The 16230-nt window shown below is 69.8% G+C and carries 16 protein-coding genes and 1 pseudogene; 3 read left to right on the top strand and 14 right to left on the bottom strand.

Annotation, left to right across the window (positions count from 1 at the left end; genetic code table 11):
* Positions 1–9: 9 nt before the first annotated feature.
* Complete coding sequence (locus tag VF632_RS06570) at positions 10–510, bottom strand: secretin N-terminal domain-containing protein (protein ID WP_331022066.1); 501 nt, start codon at positions 508–510, stop codon at positions 10–12.
* A 211-nt stretch (positions 511–721) separates the two neighbouring features.
* Here VF632_RS06570 and VF632_RS06565 point away from each other — a divergent pair, with 211 nt between their 5' ends.
* Both VF632_RS06565 and VF632_RS06560 read left to right on the top strand, forming a co-directional pair.
* Complete coding sequence (locus VF632_RS06565) at positions 722–1390, top strand: DUF4189 domain-containing protein (protein ID WP_331022065.1); 669 nt, start codon at positions 722–724, stop codon at positions 1388–1390.
* Between the two features lie 202 nt (positions 1391–1592).
* Positions 1593–2018, top strand: coding sequence for a hypothetical protein (locus VF632_RS06560; RefSeq protein ID WP_331022064.1), 426 nt, complete (start codon positions 1593–1595; stop codon positions 2016–2018).
* 56 nt (positions 2019–2074) lie between these two features.
* Here VF632_RS06560 and VF632_RS06555 read toward each other — a convergent pair whose 3' ends face one another.
* From VF632_RS06555 to kdsB, 12 genes and pseudogenes are all read right to left on the bottom strand, one after another.
* The gene (locus VF632_RS06555) at positions 2075–2521 is read right to left on the bottom strand and encodes a nucleotidyltransferase (protein ID WP_331022063.1); all 447 of its coding nucleotides are present in this window, start codon (positions 2519–2521) and stop codon (positions 2075–2077) included.
* Positions 2522–2662: 141 nt separating this feature from the next.
* Positions 2663–3682 (bottom strand): glycosyltransferase family 2 protein, encoded by a 1020-nt coding sequence (locus VF632_RS06550; RefSeq protein WP_331022062.1) that lies wholly within the window; start codon positions 3680–3682, stop codon positions 2663–2665.
* On the bottom strand, positions 3679–5166 hold the full coding sequence (rpoN, locus tag VF632_RS06545; protein WP_331022061.1) for an RNA polymerase factor sigma-54: 1488 nt from the start codon (positions 5164–5166) through the stop codon (positions 3679–3681). Before rpoN ends, VF632_RS06550 begins: the two co-directional genes overlap by 4 nt.
* Positions 5167–5592: 426 nt before the next feature.
* Positions 5593–6438, bottom strand: a pseudogene (lptB, locus tag VF632_RS28025) (LPS export ABC transporter ATP-binding protein); the annotation flags it as partial.
* Between the two features lie 386 nt (positions 6439–6824).
* Positions 6825–8363: an LptA/OstA family protein gene (locus VF632_RS06535; RefSeq protein ID WP_331022059.1), complete on the bottom strand. Its 1539-nt coding sequence runs from the start codon at positions 8361–8363 to the stop codon at positions 6825–6827.
* Positions 8363–8926 carry an LPS export ABC transporter periplasmic protein LptC gene (gene lptC / locus VF632_RS06530; RefSeq protein WP_331022058.1) on the bottom strand — a complete coding sequence of 188 codons (564 nt, stop codon included), beginning with the start codon at positions 8924–8926 and terminating at the stop codon, positions 8363–8365. The genes VF632_RS06535 and lptC overlap by 1 nt, the downstream gene beginning before the upstream one ends.
* Before the next feature lie 5 nt (positions 8927–8931).
* Positions 8932–9846 (bottom strand): KpsF/GutQ family sugar-phosphate isomerase, encoded by a 915-nt coding sequence (locus VF632_RS06525; protein WP_349263975.1) that lies wholly within the window; start codon positions 9844–9846, stop codon positions 8932–8934.
* A gap of 80 nt (positions 9847–9926) precedes the next feature.
* On the bottom strand, positions 9927–10490 hold the full coding sequence (locus VF632_RS06520; RefSeq protein WP_331022056.1) for a KdsC family phosphatase: 564 nt from the start codon (positions 10488–10490) through the stop codon (positions 9927–9929).
* Positions 10483–11310: a 3-deoxy-8-phosphooctulonate synthase gene (gene kdsA / locus VF632_RS06515; protein WP_331022055.1), complete on the bottom strand. Its 828-nt coding sequence runs from the start codon at positions 11308–11310 to the stop codon at positions 10483–10485. Before kdsA ends, VF632_RS06520 begins: the two co-directional genes overlap by 8 nt.
* The gene (locus VF632_RS06510) at positions 11307–11627 is read right to left on the bottom strand and encodes a hypothetical protein (RefSeq protein ID WP_331022054.1); all 321 of its coding nucleotides are present in this window, start codon (positions 11625–11627) and stop codon (positions 11307–11309) included. Before VF632_RS06510 ends, kdsA begins: the two co-directional genes overlap by 4 nt.
* A complete protein-coding gene (locus VF632_RS06505) occupies positions 11624–13324 on the bottom strand; it encodes a CTP synthase (RefSeq protein ID WP_349263974.1) in 1701 nt (566 codons plus the stop codon). Before VF632_RS06505 ends, VF632_RS06510 begins: the two co-directional genes overlap by 4 nt.
* Before the next feature lie 5 nt (positions 13325–13329).
* Positions 13330–14109: a 3-deoxy-manno-octulosonate cytidylyltransferase gene (gene kdsB, locus VF632_RS06500; protein ID WP_331022052.1), complete on the bottom strand. Its 780-nt coding sequence runs from the start codon at positions 14107–14109 to the stop codon at positions 13330–13332.
* Positions 14110–14431: 322 nt separating this feature from the next.
* Between kdsB and VF632_RS06495 the strand changes: the two genes are divergently transcribed.
* Positions 14432–15709 (top strand): threonine/serine ThrE exporter family protein, encoded by a 1278-nt coding sequence (locus tag VF632_RS06495; protein ID WP_331022051.1) that lies wholly within the window; start codon positions 14432–14434, stop codon positions 15707–15709.
* A gap of 63 nt (positions 15710–15772) precedes the next feature.
* Here the strand turns inward: VF632_RS06495 and VF632_RS06490 are convergent, their stop codons facing one another.
* On the bottom strand, positions 15773–16207 hold the full coding sequence (locus tag VF632_RS06490; RefSeq protein WP_331022050.1) for a hypothetical protein: 435 nt from the start codon (positions 16205–16207) through the stop codon (positions 15773–15775).
* Positions 16208–16230 lie beyond the last annotated feature (23 nt).

Genomic DNA, 16230 nt, shown 5'->3' with positions numbered 1-16230 from the left:
TGACAGTCTTCAAGGATGGCCGATCAGCCGCACCACCCGCGCGACCGCTTCTTCCGTATCGGTGACCACGACGGCGTTGGCCGAGGCCAGGACGGAGATGCTGCCCCGCTCCGTCAGCACGTGCTCCAGCGCGGCCGCGATGCTTTCGGCCGGCACGTAGTTCAGCCGGATCGCACGGCTGACCAGCGGCGCGTCCGGCCGCTGCCCCGCGATGCGCACGGCCGAGTCGATGCGCAGCAGCCCCCCGCTAATCTCCTGCACGCCGAAACCGTAGGCCTCCACGATGGCGCGCAGGGCCACGTCCCACGGCTGGTTCCGCACCTCCGCCGTCACCACTCCGGCAACGTCCGGCCCAACCACGATGGACGATCCCGAGAACTCGGCAAACGCGCGAACCACGTCGCGCATCTCCACGTTCTGGAACGAGGCGGTGATCCGCCGCATTTGCGCATGCGCGGGAGCCGCCGCCAGGCTGATGGCGAGAACGAGCAGGGTCAGGATGCGGATCATGGCCGGATGACTTCCGCGCGGAAGGGGCTCGACTACACGTGAAGAGAAGGAAGATAACACGATGCGGCGCAAAGACGTATCTATCCGGATCTAGACGCATCCCGGGCGAATGACACACGTGGGAATTCGTGGTAGATTCAGAGTGCGGCGCCGGGAACTCGTCGTAGCCGGACGCTGCCCCACCTTCGACTCCATCCGTAGACCCTCCGCCATGCGACTTCCCCTCGTCGTACTCGCCCTGCTCGTGCTCGCCACCGTCGTGCTGGTCGTGGCCCTTGGGCAGGAATCCGACGAGTCGGCCGCCCTTCCACCGGTATCCGGCGAATGGCCAGCCGACACGCTGGGCGACACTCCCCCCGCCGCCGACACCGCCGACACCGCCGAAGCGGAGTGCGATGCCGCACGCGATCAGCGCGTGCTGGAGGTGGCCGAAAGTGAGATCCGTAGCGCGCTGGCGGGGCGTGCGACGGCGGACGAGATCGACGCGCGTGTTTCCGCCGTGCACGAGCGGCTTCGTACCAGCGGGGCGCTGAGCTGCACCGCCGCAACCACCGACACGGCCGAGACGACCGGGGGCCAGTTCGGCGCGATCGCCGTGGGACCAGACGCCGCCTGGGGCGTCAGCTGGGACCATCCCTCGCAGGCCGACGCGGACCAGCGCGCGCTGCGGGAGTGCTCCAACTGCCGCGTCGTGGTACGCATCATCGGTCCCATGTGCGGGGCATATGCCACCAACGGCCTGGGCTCTGGCTGGGCACTCGACGGGACGCGCGCATTGGCCGAAGCCGGCGCCTTCGCCGAGTGCATTCCAAGCGGCCCGGACTGCAAGATAGTGGCGTACGCGTGCAACTCGCGGATACCCCACAGCGGCGCCCCCTGACGATCGCACGGGCAGGTTGAATCGAAGGGCCCTCTCCCGCCACGCGCGGGAGAGGGCGGTTTCGCTCTACGCATCCACGGGAGCAGGCCCGGGCATCGCTGCGCGAATGCGGCCGCCCGCGCAGCCGTGCCGGAACGTGGCTTGCAACTCCGCCCCGCCCCATGACTTGCGCAAGCATCGGAAACCGAACCAGGAGATCCCCATGGACCGCAACCAAGACGACCGCACCAACGTGGACGGGCACCCCGAGGTCGCCGCGCAGGACCGGCTGAACATGCAGCCCGGCCGCCTGGAAGACATCGAAAACGCCACGGCGTACGCCAACCGCACCGGCCAGGGCGACGTCACGGGCGAGGGCGAGCGGCTGCACGACCGCGAGAACATGTCGGCGATGGAGGGGATGGCCAGCGGGATGGACAACCCCGTGGAGCGCGGCGAGCGCCAGGCGGGCACCGGCGGCGGCGCGAACCGCGTGAGCCCGGGCGAGGACCTGGGGAACGGGATCGAGGCGAAGCCCGCCAACGGCCTGCAGGGCGCCGACGGCCGCGTTACCCCGGGCGAGGACATCGGGAACGGCATCCGTGCCCGCCCCGCCGGCGACCAGGACGTGGGGAACCCGCTGGTCTGATCGCGGGCTCATTCGGAACACGGAGGGGCGCGGACGATCTCGTCCGCGCCCCTTTATCAGCCGAGCTGCTTCAGATCTTCAAGGTCCTTGTGCCGGCCGCTCGCGCGCTTGTTCTGCTTCAGATGTTCCAGATCAATGACTGAAACGTCTACCCCATCGATTCTTGCTTCGACGCGATGCGGGTAGCAGTCCTCGAATGCCACTCCGGAAATTTCGTTGAGTATCTCGATCCGGAGGGGCGCCATCCCCATTCGGACCATGCGCCCCTGCTGCAGAAAGACATCACTTGTGAGCTCCGGGGTACCGAACCCGAACTCTTGCAGCGCGTCCACCATGCGCGCTGCATTATCGGGGTCCAGCGCAATCCAGACGTCGATGTCGCCCGTGGCGCGTGGATAGCCGTAGTAGTTAACGGCGTACCCGCCGATCAGCAGGTATCTGACCCCATGGCGCCCAAGCAATATCAAGAACTCTTTGAAGTCTGCCGGTAGCTGCGTCTCCATAGTTGATCCGGCGCAGGAGTTCGAGATGGGCCATGCGTTCGGCGGGGGTGCGCGAACGCCAGTACGCGGCATCTGCGGCGTCGGCCTCCTCGAACGAGTCGAAAACCGAGAATGCGGTGCGATCCACGCGTGGCTCGTCCATCATCCTCCCATCCCGCCGCGTCTACGCAGCTCGTCCACTTCGGTGCGGAGCGTGGCGATCAGCTCGGCCATGAAGCCGAAGCCGAAGAGGATGAAGCCCACCGTCTCCAGCAGCACCACGAACGTCAGCAGGGGGCGGTAGCCGAAGGGGGGCATCGTTCCCGCCACACGCAGGACGATGGTCAGCAGCCCCACCAGGAAGCCGGCGAAGATCAGCATCAGCCCGCCGCCGCCGAAGAACTGCATGGGCTTTTCGCTGAACTTCAGATAGAACCACACCACCACCAGGTCGCCCACGCCCACCAGCACCCGGCGCCGCCCCGAGTACTTGGCCACGCCCGCGCGCCGCGGAAACAGCTCGATGTCGATTTCCGACACCGTGTACCCCTGCGCGTGGGCCAGCACCACGAAGAAGCGGTGCCAGTCGTGGCGAAGGGGAATTTCGCGCAAAATCTCGGTGCGGAACGCCTTCATGCTGTTCAGGTCGCGCACGGGCACGTCGAACAGCGTCTGCGACAGGCGGTTGTAGATGGACGACACGCCACGCTTGTCATAGTGCCCCACCTTGCGCCCCGTGACGATGTCGACGCCCTTCCCCAGCGCCTCCAGGAAGCGCGGGATCTCTTCCGGGCTGTGCTGCAGGTCGGCGTCGAAGAGCACCAGGTACTCGCTCTCGGCGGCGTACGCGCCGGTGACCATCGCCTCGGTCTTGCCGCGGTTGCGGCGGTGGCGAAGCACGCGGGCGCGCGGAAACGAGGCGGCCTCGCGCAGCGCCGCCTCGTAGGTGCCGTCCCTGGACCCGTCGTCCACCACGATCACCTCGCCCGCCAGTCCGTGCCGGTCGAAGGTGGCGCGTAGCTCGGCGAAGAGCGCGGGTACGTTCTCCAGCTCGTCGAAGGCGGGGACCAGGACGGCGAAGTTGCTGCGCAGGTGGGGCGGCACCACGGGAAGCGGCGAAGCCCCGCCAAGTGCAGCGGGGCTCTGCGCGGGCGGAACGTGGAGCAGGGTGCCGTCGCTCACACGCGCTTGCGCATGCGGGCCGAAAGCACGCCCAGCTGGTCGCGGTACTTGGCCACGGTGCGGCGCGCGATCTGGATGCCGTCGTCCTTGAGGATGTTCACGATGGCCTGGTCCGTCAGCGGGTGCGCGGGGTCTTCGTCGCTCACCAGCTTTTCGATCTGCGCCTTGATGCCGCGCGCCGACACGTCCTCGCCGCTCGTCGTGCTAAGGCCCGACGAGAAGAAGAACTTCAGCGGGAACACGCCGCGCGGCGTCTGCACGAACTTCTCGTTGGTCACGCGGCTGACGGTGGACTCGTGCATGTCGATCACCTCGGCCACCTCGCGCAGGGTCAGCGGCTTCAGGTACTGCACGCCCTTGTCGAAGAAGTCGCGCTGCCGGTCGACGATGAAGTTCATCACCTTGAGCATGGTCTGCCGGCGCTGCTCGATGGCCTGGATCATCCAGTTGGCCGAGTTCAGCTTGTTGCTGATGAACTCCTTGTTCTCGCCGACGAACTTCTTCTTGTCCTTGGCGATGTCGCGGTAGGCGCGCGACAGCTTCAGGCGCGGCAGGCTGGTATCGTTCAGGAACACCAGGTACTCGCCCTCGATCTTTTCGACGATCAGGTCGGGGATGATGTAGTTGTCGCCCCCGGACGAGTACTTGAGGCCGGGCTTGGGATCGAGCTTGGCCACCTCGTCCGCCGCGTCCTGCACGTCGCGCGGGGTGATGCTGAGCTCCTTGCTGATCTCGCTCCAGCGGTGGTTGATCAGCTGCTCGAAGTAGTCGCGGACGATGCGGAAGGCCAGGCTGTCGCTCAGCCGCCGCTCGATCTCGGCGATGGGCGGCTCGCTTTCGCCCGTTTCCTTGATCAGGTCCTGCACCACCGAGTCGCGAAGCTGCAGGAGGATGCACTCGCGCAGGTCGCGCGCGGCGATGCCGGCCGGGTCGAAGCCCTGCACGGTGCGCAGCATCCGCTCGGCCTCTTCGAGCACGTACGGCGGCACGCCCTGGAACTCCTCGGTGCCCCGGACGAAGTCGTTGAGCGTCTGGACGATCTCCTCCAGCGGGCACACCAGGTACCCGTCGTCGGTGATGTTGCCGATGATCTCCTCACCCAGCAGGAGCTCGCGCTCCGACAGGCGAAGCAGCGTCAGCTGGTCGTGAAGGTGGTCGCCGAGGTCCTTGGTATCCACCGACACCGGCTCGTAGTACTCGCGCTCCTCGTACTCTTCGCGGCGGCCGCCGGTCTCGAAGCCGTTCAGGAGGATCTCCTCCCAATCGATCTCGTCGTCCTTCTTCTCGTCGTCCTTCTCGGCCTTGACCTCTTCCTCGGCGTCTGGCTCCACGAGGTCCAGGAAGGGGTTGTTCAGCAGCTCCTGCTTGAGGTGCTGCTGAAGGTCCAGCAGGGGCATGTAGAGCAGATCCATCGCCTGGTACAGGCGCGGATTGATCTTCATCTCCTGCTTGAGGGTCGTTCCCTGATAGAGACCGGTCTTCATACCGCTTCGTCCTGTTCTGGATTCCGCGCGCCGCCGTTCCCGGGCCAGCGGCCCTGGGCCGCGGGTTCACGCGTCATCGGTTGGGGGCCTTCAGCCGCCTCGCTCCGCCTCATATCCCGCCGGACTCGCCTCGTCCGGAGCCACCACGTCCGAGTCCGCCACGCCGAAGCCGGTCTCGTCCACGTTCCTGTCCACGCCCGCCGTCTCCAGCTCCGCCGGGCCGTCGTGGGCCACCGCGTCGGCGGGATGCGCCCACGCCAGCTCCGGCTCGTCGAGCACGTCGTCGTAGCCGTCCGCGTCCATCGGCTCGCCCTGATCGGGCCAGGAGCCGTCCTCGTCCGCCACTTCCGGAGTATCGTCGTTCGCGGCCGGCCGCAACAGGGCGGGATTGGGATACCGCTCGCGCATGCGGGCCGTGAGCGTGGGTCCCAGGTAGATCTCGGCCACCTCGTCGTTCCACACCAGCTCCGACACGGTGCCGGAAACGCGCACGCGGCCGTCGTACATGATGTAGGCGCGGTCGACGATGTCCAGCGTCTGCTCGACGTTGTGGTCGCTGATCAGCACGCCGATGCCGCGCTTGCGCAGCCCGCTGACGATCTGCTGGATGTCGTGCACCGCGATGGGGTCCACGCCCGCGAACGGCTCGTCGAGCAGCATGAACTTGGGCTCGCCCACCAGCGCGCGAGTGATCTCCAGCCGCCGCCGCTCGCCGCCGGACAGGGCGTACGCGCGGCTCTTTCGCACGTGCTTGATGGACAGCTCGTCCAGCAGCGTCTCCAGCCGGCGCTTCCGCTCCGCACGGGGGATCCGCATCATCTGCAGGATGGCCATCACGTTCTCTTCCACCGTCAGCTTGCGGAAGATGGACGGCTCCTGCGCCAGGTACCCGATCCCCGCGCGCGCGCGGCGGAACATGGGGATGCGCGTGATCTCGCGCCCGCCCACGAACACCTTGCCTTTGTCGGGGCGGATGAGCCCCACCATCATGTAGAAGCTGGTGGTCTTCCCCGCCCCGTTGGGCCCCAGCAGCCCCACGATCTCGCCCTGCGACACGTGGAGGTCTACCTCGTTGACCACGCGGCGCTTGCGGTACGTCTTCACCAGCCCCGTGGCCTTGAGCGTGGACCCGCCCGGCACCAGCGCCGACGCGCGCGCCACGTAGGCGGTCGACGGGGCCTCTGCCGCGTCCGTCACCGGCGCCTCGGCCTCGGTCGCGTCGACCGACGGCGCGCCCTCGCCCAGGATGCCGCCGATGCGCGCGTCCAGCATCTCCACGATCTGCTGGCGGTCCGCGTCCACCTCGCCCGCCGCCCAGGGGGTCAGCCGCACGGCCGCCCACTCCGCGGCGGGGGCCAGGTCGCCGTCGTCCGGCCCGGGGTGCGGCAGCGGCTCCAGCAGGCCGTCGTCCTCCAGCGCGCGGACGATGTGCTCGTCCAGGTAGCGCACCGTCTCCGCGGCCGGAAAGTTCTGCGGATGCCCCGCGGCGCCGTCGTGCCGGGCGTACCAGCGGCGGTACTCCTCGCGCACGGCGGTCAGCCAGGTGGCGCGCTCCACCGTGCCGTCGCCGTTGGCATGGTCTACCAGCGCCCGCAGGGCGATCAGGGTGCTCAGGTCGGCCGGGCCCTTGGCCGCGGCCACCCGCTCGAAGCCGCCGCTCATGGCACCCTCCGCCGGTCTGGCAGCGTGGTTCCGGGCGGCGCCGCGACGGGCGCGGGCGGCGACGTCGGCTGCCCGCCCGCGGGAGCCGCGGGGGCGCCGGGGCGCACGACCGCTGGGGTGCGCTCGGCCACGCGTGCGGCGGCCGTGTCGCCCCTGGCGGAATCGGCGCGGGCGGTGTCGCGGAGGGCGGGGTCCAGGTAGACGCCCCGCTTCAGCCCTCGTACCGTGGCCACGTCTACCTCGCCGTCGGCGAACGCCAGGTCGATGGTGTCGCCGATCAGGTAGTTGATCCCGCGGCGCCCCCCGGCCCGCGCCGCCTGGGCGGAGTCGCTGGAGGGCGCCATGCGGTACAGCGACCGCGCCGAGCCCAGCGCCAGCAGCCGCTCCAGCTGGGCGTTCTGCGACGTGTCGGCCGGGGCGCCGGCGGGCCGCACCGCCGCACGCGCCGAGTCCGACTGGAAGTAGCCGATGATGGTGTCGCCGAACAGCAGGTCGCGCTGGCCCAGCGACAGCCCCGCGACGGTGTCGGGTTGCCCGGCGGCGTCCTGGGGCGTGGGCCCGGCCACCTGCAGCGTGTCCCACGACTGCCCCTGCGCCGCGCCGATGGCGATCACCTGCCGCACGCGCTGCCCGGGGGTCAGCGCCTCCAGCGAATCGGCCTCCATGCGAAAGCCGCGCGACAGGGCCACGGAGCGCCCCTTGGACTGCGGCGCGTTTCCGGACACGAGGCGCTGCAGTGAGTCGCGGGCGAAGAACATCTGCAGCTGCGGCCCGGTGATGCGAAGCCGCTCCTGCACCAGCCGCGAGTTGCCGCGCGCCAGCACGCGGTCGATGGCGCCCTGGGCCAGGATGCTCTCGATGTAGTCGGCCGTCAACTCGTACTGCTCGCCCTTCGCGCGGGCGTTGCCGCGCAGCTCCATCTTTTCGGCGGTGGCGTCGTAGTATGCCTCGCTGGCCCAGGCATCCATCTCCTTGCCGTCGATCACCACGTTGCCTTCGGCGGTCATGAACTGCTCGCCGGCGGTGGTGATGCGGTTGGCGTCGATCTCCATCGGCTGGCGCCCCCGCGACGAGGGCACCACGGTCAGGTGGGGGCGCTCGGTGGCGATGGCCTGCGCCTGCGGACGGCCCATGCCGGCGCGGAAGTACTCCAGGTTGGGCCCGCGCAGGGTGCTGCCCCGGTTCTTGTCGGTGAACACCACGCTGCCAGTGGCCCACAGCCGGCCCGTGTTGCCGTTGTACGTGGCGTAGTCCGAGGTCAGCGCGCGCGTGGGGTCCTGGTAGTCCACGCGGCCGAACAGGTGCACCTCGTTGATGGCCTCGAACATCACCGCGCTGTCGGCGCGCAGGTCTTCGCCGTTGGCGCACCGCACGTTCAGCGGCCCGCCAGCGTTGATGATGCGCTGCCCCTCGGGGCCGCTGCTGCTCCACCCGCCCTGCTGGTAGACCAGGTTGCAGACGTTCTGCGCCGCGGCCTCGCGCGGAAGCACCATGATCGCAGCGACGGCGAGCAGGATGGCAAGAAGGCGGCGCATCAGAAGTCCCCCGCCCCGGCGTTCACCTGCACGCCCTCGGCCTTGGCCCGGTTGCCCTTCATGTTGGTGAAGCGCGTGTCGGACTCGAAGCCCTGGGTGACCATCGTGCGGCCTTCTTCGACGATGGTCGTTTCGCGCGTGCTCCACACGCGGTCGCCGCGCTGGTCGTAGTGAAGCTCCTCACTGCGGACGGTGCGCTGGCGCCCCTGGTCGTTCTTGGTGATCAGCACCACGTTGCCGCGCGCCACCATCACCGCCGTGGCCTCGTCGTACTCGCCGGTCTTGGACGTGAGCGTGCCGGGGTTCTTTCCCTGCTTGTCGTAGAAGGTCAGCTGCACGCCCTTGAGGTCGAAGATCTGGGTGTTGGGCCGCTGGAAGGCGGTGTCGCCCTTCAAATCGGCCTTCAGCACGCCGCCGTCGCTCAGCTTCAGGTTCAGCCCGTACGTGCGCTGGCCGTCGTCGGCGTCGACGTTGGCCTTGGGCGCGGCGATGCCCGACTCGCCGTCGCAGGCGGCCAGCAGCGCCAGGGCGCACACGAAAACGCGGAGAATGGTCCTGCTCATATGGCCTAGACGGCTCCCGCCCGCATCAGGTCGTGAAGGTGAACCATCCCCACGAGAAGCCCTTCGCCGTCCACGACGGGAAGCGCCATCACGCCGTGCCGCTCCATCACGCCGACGGCTGCGGCGGCGAGCTGGTCGGGCTCGGCGGTTCGGGGAGTGTTCGTCATCACTTCAGATACGGAAATTCGGAAGAACTGTTCCTCCCGCTCCATCAGGCGCGTCAGGTCGCCGGAGGTGACCACCCCCAGCAGACGCCCGTTTTCGTCCACCACGGCCACGGTTCCGCGCCGCTCCGCGAGCAGCACCAGCGCCTCCCGCATGGTCGTGTCCGGCGGCACCGCGGGGGCGTCCGTCATCACGTCCCGCACCCGCAGCAGCAGCCGGCGGCCCAGCGCGCCGCCGGGATGGAAGCGGGCGAAGTCCTCGCGCCCGAAGCCCCGGCGCAGCAGCAGCGCCACGGCGAGCGCATCGCCCATCGCCAGCGTGGCCGTCGTCGACGAGGTGGGCGCCAGGTCGTGCGGGCAGGCCTCCTCGGCCACTGAGCAGTCCAGCACGTGGTCGGCGTGGCGGGCCAGCGCCGAGCTCATCCGCCCCGTCATGGCGATCACCCGCACGTCCATCCGCGTCAAAAACTCCAGCAGCCCGCGCAGCTCCTCGCTCTCGCCGCTCTTGCTGAGCAGGATGGCGACGTCGCCCGTCCCCACGATCCCCAAGTCGCCGTGCAGCGCCTCCACGGGGTGAAGGAAGGTGGCCGGCGTTCCCGTGGAGGTGAGCGTCGCGGCGATCTTGCGCCCGACGATCCCGCTCTTGCCGATCCCCGCGACCAGCACGCGGCCGGTCGCCGTGAGGATGGCCTCCACCGCGCCCGCGAACTCGTCGCCGATGCGGGCTTCCAGCGCCGCGACCGCCTGCGCCTCCATGCGGATCACCAGGCGCGCGCGGTCCAGCGTGTCGGCGACGCCGAGGGCGCCCTCCACCTCCAGAAGCTCCTGCAGGGCGCTCACCGCCCCGCCTCGCGCTCGGCGACGTACTGGGCCACGGCGTCGGCCCACTGGCCGCGCGCGGTCAGCAGCGCCTCGGCGAACTCGCGGACGGCGCCGTGCCCGCCGTGCTTCTTCGCGGCCCACACGGCGGCGGCCCGTGCGTCACTCGTCGCGTTGCCCACGACCGCGGGCAACCCCACGCGGCGGAGCACGGCCAGGTCCGGCAGGTCGTCACCCAGAAACGCCGTCTCGTCCCAGCCGATGCCGTTGCGCTCCAGGATCTCGGTCAAAGCGTTGAGCTTGTCGGCCTTCGGGTCCTGGTGCAGGTCGTCCACCTTCAGCTCGCCGGCGCGGATGCGGACGGCCTCGGAGACGCGGCCGGTGACGATGCCGACGCGCAGGCCGGCGTTCTTCAGCATCAGCACGCCCAAGCCGTCCTGGATGTCGAACCGCTTCAACTCCACGGACTCGCCGCTCGCCGTCGCGCCCAGGTAGACGCCGCCGTCCGTCATCACGCCGTCCACGTCGAAGACGACCATGCGGATGCGGCAGGCCAGCGCGGGATCGATGGGCTCAAACACGGGCGGCCTCCATCCCCAGTGCCGCGCGCAGCCCCAGCACCTCTTCGATCAGCGGACGAAGCCGTTCCAGCGGCAGCATGTTCGTCGTGTCGGACAGGCCCTTGGCCGGCTCCGGGTGCGTCTCGATGAAGAGCGCATCCGCCCCGGCGGCCACGGCGGCGCGGACGAGCGGGGGGATGAAGCGCGGCTCGCCCCCGCTAATTCCCCCGCCCTCTCCCGGGCGCTGCACGGAGTGGGTGCCGTCGAAGATGGCCGGCGCGTCGCAGGCCTCGCGCATCAGCGCGAACGAACGCATGTCCACCACCAGGTTTCCGTATCCGAAGAACGTTCCGCGCTCCGTCGTGGCGACCGCGGGCGAGCCGGCGCCGCGCACCTTGCCGACGGCGCCCTTCATCTCGTGCGGCGCCATCCACTGCCCCTTTTTGACGTTCACCGGCTTGCCCGTGGCTCCCGCGGCGACGAGCAGGTCCGTCTGCCGGCAGAGGAAGGCGGGGATCTGCAGCAGGTCCACCACGTCCGCCGCGGGCGCGCACTGCTCGGGGAGGTGCACGTCGGTGATCACCGGCAGCCCCGTGGCCTCGCGGACGCGCTCGAGCTTCCGCAGCCCCTCGTCCACGCCCGGCCCGCGCGGCGAGCCGGGAGACGAGCGGTTCGCCTTGTCGAACGACGCCTTGAAGACGACGGGCAGCCCCAGGTCGTCCGCCAGCCGCGCCAGCGCCTCGCCCACCTGCAGGTTCAGCGCGTCGTGCTCCACCACGCACGGCCCGGCGAGGAGGAAGAACGGCCCGCCCACGCGGAACAGCTCGGCGGCGTCGGTCATCCCGCGGCCACCCGGGCCCGGATGATCTCGCTCACCTCCAGGAAGTCGTCGGCGGCGCGGAGGCGCAGGTGCGCTTCCCGCTGCGTCTCGGGCGGCGCCTGCCCGGCGCCGAGCATCCCCAGCGCGCCGCGCTTGAGCTGCTCGCCCACTTCCGCGAGGACGTCGGCGTCGCGGGCCGTGAGCTCCGCCGTCCCCGTGTCGCGAAGCTGCTCCAGCCCGCGCGCGATCTCCGTCACGGAATCGGCGGCGTTCCCCGACCCCGCCCCGGCATACGCCAGGAGCGAATCGATGTGAGCTTGGGTCGGAACGTCCATCACGCGACCACCGTCTCCGGCGCGGACTCCGAAGCCGCCACCTTCGACGCGGCCGGCGCGAGGTCGCGGTGCATGCTCACCTGCTCCTCGCCGTTCCGCCGCGCGACCGCCGCGCCGACGAAGGACGCGAAGAGCGGGTGCGGATGGTCGGGCCGCGACTTGAGCTCGGGATGCGCCTGCGTGGCGACGAACCAGGGGTGGTCCGGCAGCTCGATCATCTCCACCAGGTTGCCGTCGGGCGAGGTGCCGCTGATGCGCATCCCCGCGTCCTCCAGCTGCGGCCGGTACTCGTTGTTCACCTCGTAGCGGTGCCGGTGGCGCTCGCTGATCTCATTGCCCCCGTAGATCTCGGCGGAGCGCGAGCCGGGCGCCAGGCGCGCCGTGTACGCGCCCAGCCGCTGCGTGCCGCCCAGGTCGGTGATCTGGCGCTGGCTGTCCATCAGGCAGATCACCGGGTCGCTCGTGTCGCGCTCCCACTCGGCGGAGTGCGCCTGGGCCAGGCCGCAGACGGAGCGCGAGAACTCGATGATGGCCGTCTGCATCCCCAGGCAGATGCCGAAGAACGGAAGGCCGTTCTCGCGCGCCCACTGGATGGCGGAAAGCATCCCCTCCACCCCGCGCACGCCGAAGCCGCCGGGGATCAGCAGGCCGTGGTACTGCGACAGCTTGTCCGCGGGCTGGCCGTTCTCGAAGTCCTCGGACGACAGCCAGTCGATCTCCACCTTGACGTCGTTGGCGATGCCGCCGTGGTACAGCGCCTCCTGCACCGACTTGTACGAATCGACCAGCGCCACGTACTTGCCCACGACGGCGATCTTCACCGCGCCGTTCTTGGGCCGCTTCACCCGCTCCACCAGGCGCTCCCACTCGCCCAGGTCGGGCTTGGCGGTCTGCAGCCCCAGCTTGGCGCACACCTGGTCGTCGAGCCGCTGCTTGTGATATTCCAGCGGCACCTCGTAGATGCTCGCGACGTCGCGCGCCTCGATGACGCTGGCCACGTCCACGTTGGTGAACAGGGCGATCTTGCGGCGCATCTCGGGCGGAAGCGCGTGCTCGCTGCGGCAGATGAGGATGTCGGGCTGAATGCCGATTTCCATCAGCTCGCGCACGGAGTGCTGCGTGGGCTTGGTCTTCAGCTCGCCGGCCGCCGCGATGTAGGGGATCAGCGTCAGGTGGATGAACAGCGTGTGCTCGCGCCCCACCTCCTGCCGGTACTGGCGGATGGCCTCCAGGAACGGCAGCGACTCGATGTCTCCCACGGTGCCGCCGATCTCGGTGATCACCACGTCGTGGTTGGGCGCCAGGCGGCGGATGGCCGTCTTGATGGCGTCGGTGATGTGGGGAATCACCTGCACCGTGGCGCCCAGGTACTCGCCGCGGCGCTCCTTCTGGATGACTTCCTGGTAGATGCGCCCGGTGGTAATGGAGTTGGCGACGGAAAGCGACTCGCCCACGAAGCGCTCGTAGTGGCCCAGGTCCAGGTCGGTCTCGGCGCCGTCGTCGGTAACGAACACCTCGCCGTGCTGAAAGGGCGAAAGGGTGCCCGGGTCTACGTTGATGTACGGATCGAACTTCTGGATGGTCACCCGAAGTCCGCGGTCCACCAGGAGCCGGCCGATGGAGGCCGCGGCGATCCCCTTCCCCAGCGACGACACCACGCCGCCGGTGACGAAGATGTACTTGGTGGGAGTCGTGTTCATGGCGGTCATGCGGGTGCCTCGATCAGGTCGGGTGTAGATGCACTGCCCAGGATGCGCTCGGCGCGCGCCGCGTCGGCCGGGGTGTCGACCCCGCCCTCGGCCGGCGCGCCCACCGCCACGCCGATGCGGATTCCCGCGGCCAGCGGACGGAGCTGCTCCAGCTTTTCGATCCGCTCCAGCGGCGCCTCGGGGAGCGCCACCCAGCGGAGCAGCGCGTCGCGGCGGTAGCTGTAGATGCCGACGTGGCGCAGGTACGGCCCGGATGCGAAGTCCGGCTCGGCGTCACGGGCGAAGGGGACGGGGGCGCGCGAAAAGTACAGTCCCGCGCCGTCGTCGCCCCTCACCACCTTCACCACCGAGGGCTCGCGCCACTCGTCCACCGAGCCGATGGGCGTCGCCACGGTGCCCGCATCCCACCCGCCCTCGCGGACGAGGCGGATGGCAGCTTCGAGATGCTCGCGGCTGACGAACGGCTCGTCGCCCTGCACGTTGACGATGGTGCCGAAGCCCGCGTACTCGCCCATCTCCGCGACTTCCGCGACGCGGTCCGTGCCGGAGGGATGGTCCTCGCGCGTGAGCGCCACCCGCGCGCCGAACCCGCGGGCGACGTCGGCCACGCGCTCGCTGTCCGTCGCGATGACGAGCGCATCGAAAAGGGCGAACGCCGAAACGCGCCGCCAGACCCATTCGATCAGGGGCCGGCCAGCGAGCGGATGCAGCGGTTTTTCAGGGAGTCGTTGCGAAGACAGCCGGGCCGGGATGACGCCGAGAACTCCGGCAGCCACAATACCCGTATGAGGGAAGTCGGCCCGACCGCTTGCAAGTATCACGCCAGGGAAGTTAGCGTCCGCGCGGCGGCGGGACAAGGGCCAGCTTCGTGGAGTGGGTGAGTGCGGTAGTGCGTGAGTGCGGAAGGAGGTTGGGAAGGTAGTGCGCACGGCGCGTGGCGGCTAGGGTATCCCTTGCTGAGCGTGGTCCCATGACGCGACTTTCAGGGGACTGGACTCACGCAGAGGCGCAGAGTCGAAGAGAGAGACAGAGGGAGGGCTCTTCTGCGTCTCTGCGCCTCTCTCGTGATCCATCTCTTTACCCAGGATGGAGAACGACTTGGCGAGCACCGCCCGGACCGAGTACCCCGAGCCCGATCCCGCGGCCGTGGGCTTCGTGATGCACCTGGGGCGCGCCATGCACAGCTATGGCGAGGCGTCGCACCGGCTGGAAGACATCCTGGGCGCCCTGTCGGACCGCCTGGGGCTGCAGGGGGCGCAGTTCTTTTCGCAGCCCACGTCGCTGATGGCGTCGTTCGGCCCCGTGGAGTTCCAGCGTACGTACATGCTGCGCGTGCAGCCGGGCGACGTGGACCTGCGCAACCTGGCGGCGGTGCACGCCGTGAGCCTGGAGGTGGCGCAGGGGCACATCTCTCCCGTGGAGGGAAGCGCGCGCATCGCCGCCATCGCCGCGTCGCCGTCGCCGTACGGGCCGTTCCTGACCACGCTGGCCTTTGGCGGCATCTCGGGGGCGAGCTGCCAGCTCCTGGGCGGCGGCGTGCGCGAGATCGTCGCCGGCACGGTGCTGGGGCTGGGACTGCGCGGGTTCATGCTGGTGGCGGCGCGGGTGCCGCGGCTGGGGCGCGTGTTCGAGCCTCTGGCCGCCCTGCTGGTGAGCGGCGCGGCCGTGGCGCTGGCGCACGTGGGCGGCCCGCTCTCCGTGCTGATCGCCACGCTCGCCGGGCTGATCGTGCTGCTGCCGGGGCTGACGCTGACCAACGCGCTGAACGAGCTCGCCAGCCGGCAGCTGGCGTCGGGGACGGCGCGGCTGAGCGGCGCCTTCATCACCTTCCTGGGGCTGGCGTTCGGCGTGGCGCTGGGCAACCGGCTGGCGACAGCCGCGTTCGGCGCGCCGGCCGCCGTGCAGGCGGGCTCGCTGCCGGGATGGGCCGGGCTGGTAGCGCTGGTGGTGTCGCCCCTGTGCGGCGTGGTGCTGTTGAAGGCGGCGCCGCGTGACATCCCATGGATCGTGGTCGGCACCGCGTTCGGCGTCGGCGGGGGCCAGGTGGGCGCGGCGGCGCTGGGGGTGGAGCTGGGCGCCTTTGCCGGGGCGTTCGCGGTGGGCCTGGCCAGCAGCATCTACGCGCGGCTGCAGAACCGGCCCCCCGCCGTGGTGCTGGTGCCCGGCATCCTGCTGCTGGTACCGGGGAGCGTGGGCTTCCGCGGGCTCACCTCGCTGATGGAGCGGCAGACGCTGGCGGGGATCGAAACGGCGTTCAGTATGATGCTCACGGCCGTGGCCCTCGTCTCGGGGCTGCTCATCGCCGGCGTGATCGCCCCGGAGCGGCGGGTGCGCGATCCCGGCGCCCCCACCCGCCGCCCGCGCCTGAGCGGCTGAAGCCCGGAAACACGAAAGCCCCGCCGGACCGGCGGGGCTTTGCGTTGGGTCGAGGAGCCGGGACTACTTGCCGCCTGAACGGAAGACGCGGACGCCGTAGTGGCATTGGGCACTCGAGCAGGTAGCCATCTGCACCTTCAGCACGGCCTCGACGTTTCTCGTGTTCTCCAGGGCCAGCATCGGCACGTCGTCCATCTCGCGGTCGGCCTCGATCTCCTCGCCGTCGTCGTCCGAGAGCACCAGATCGAGGTCCGAGCAGCCGCCGTCGCACACGCCCACGACCATGTAGGTGACGCCGGCCTCCAGGTCGATCTCGAACTCCTCGTCCTGCCCCTCCCCCAGCGTGCCGGTGACGGCGTCATCGAGCGGGACGAATCCCTGTCCCCGCATCAGCACCACCGCGGAATCGAGCTGCGTGCGGACGAGCGCCGCCTGGGCTTCGGCCGTGGTGGCAACGAGCAGCGCGGCCGCGGCGAGCAGGAGCGATCTCAGTTTCATGGATTTCACCTTGCGTGGGGAGG

Source organism: Longimicrobium sp., from assembly GCF_036388275.1.
GTDB lineage: Bacteria > Gemmatimonadota > Gemmatimonadetes > Longimicrobiales > Longimicrobiaceae > Longimicrobium.
This window is presented reverse-complemented; position numbering and strand designations above follow the sequence as displayed.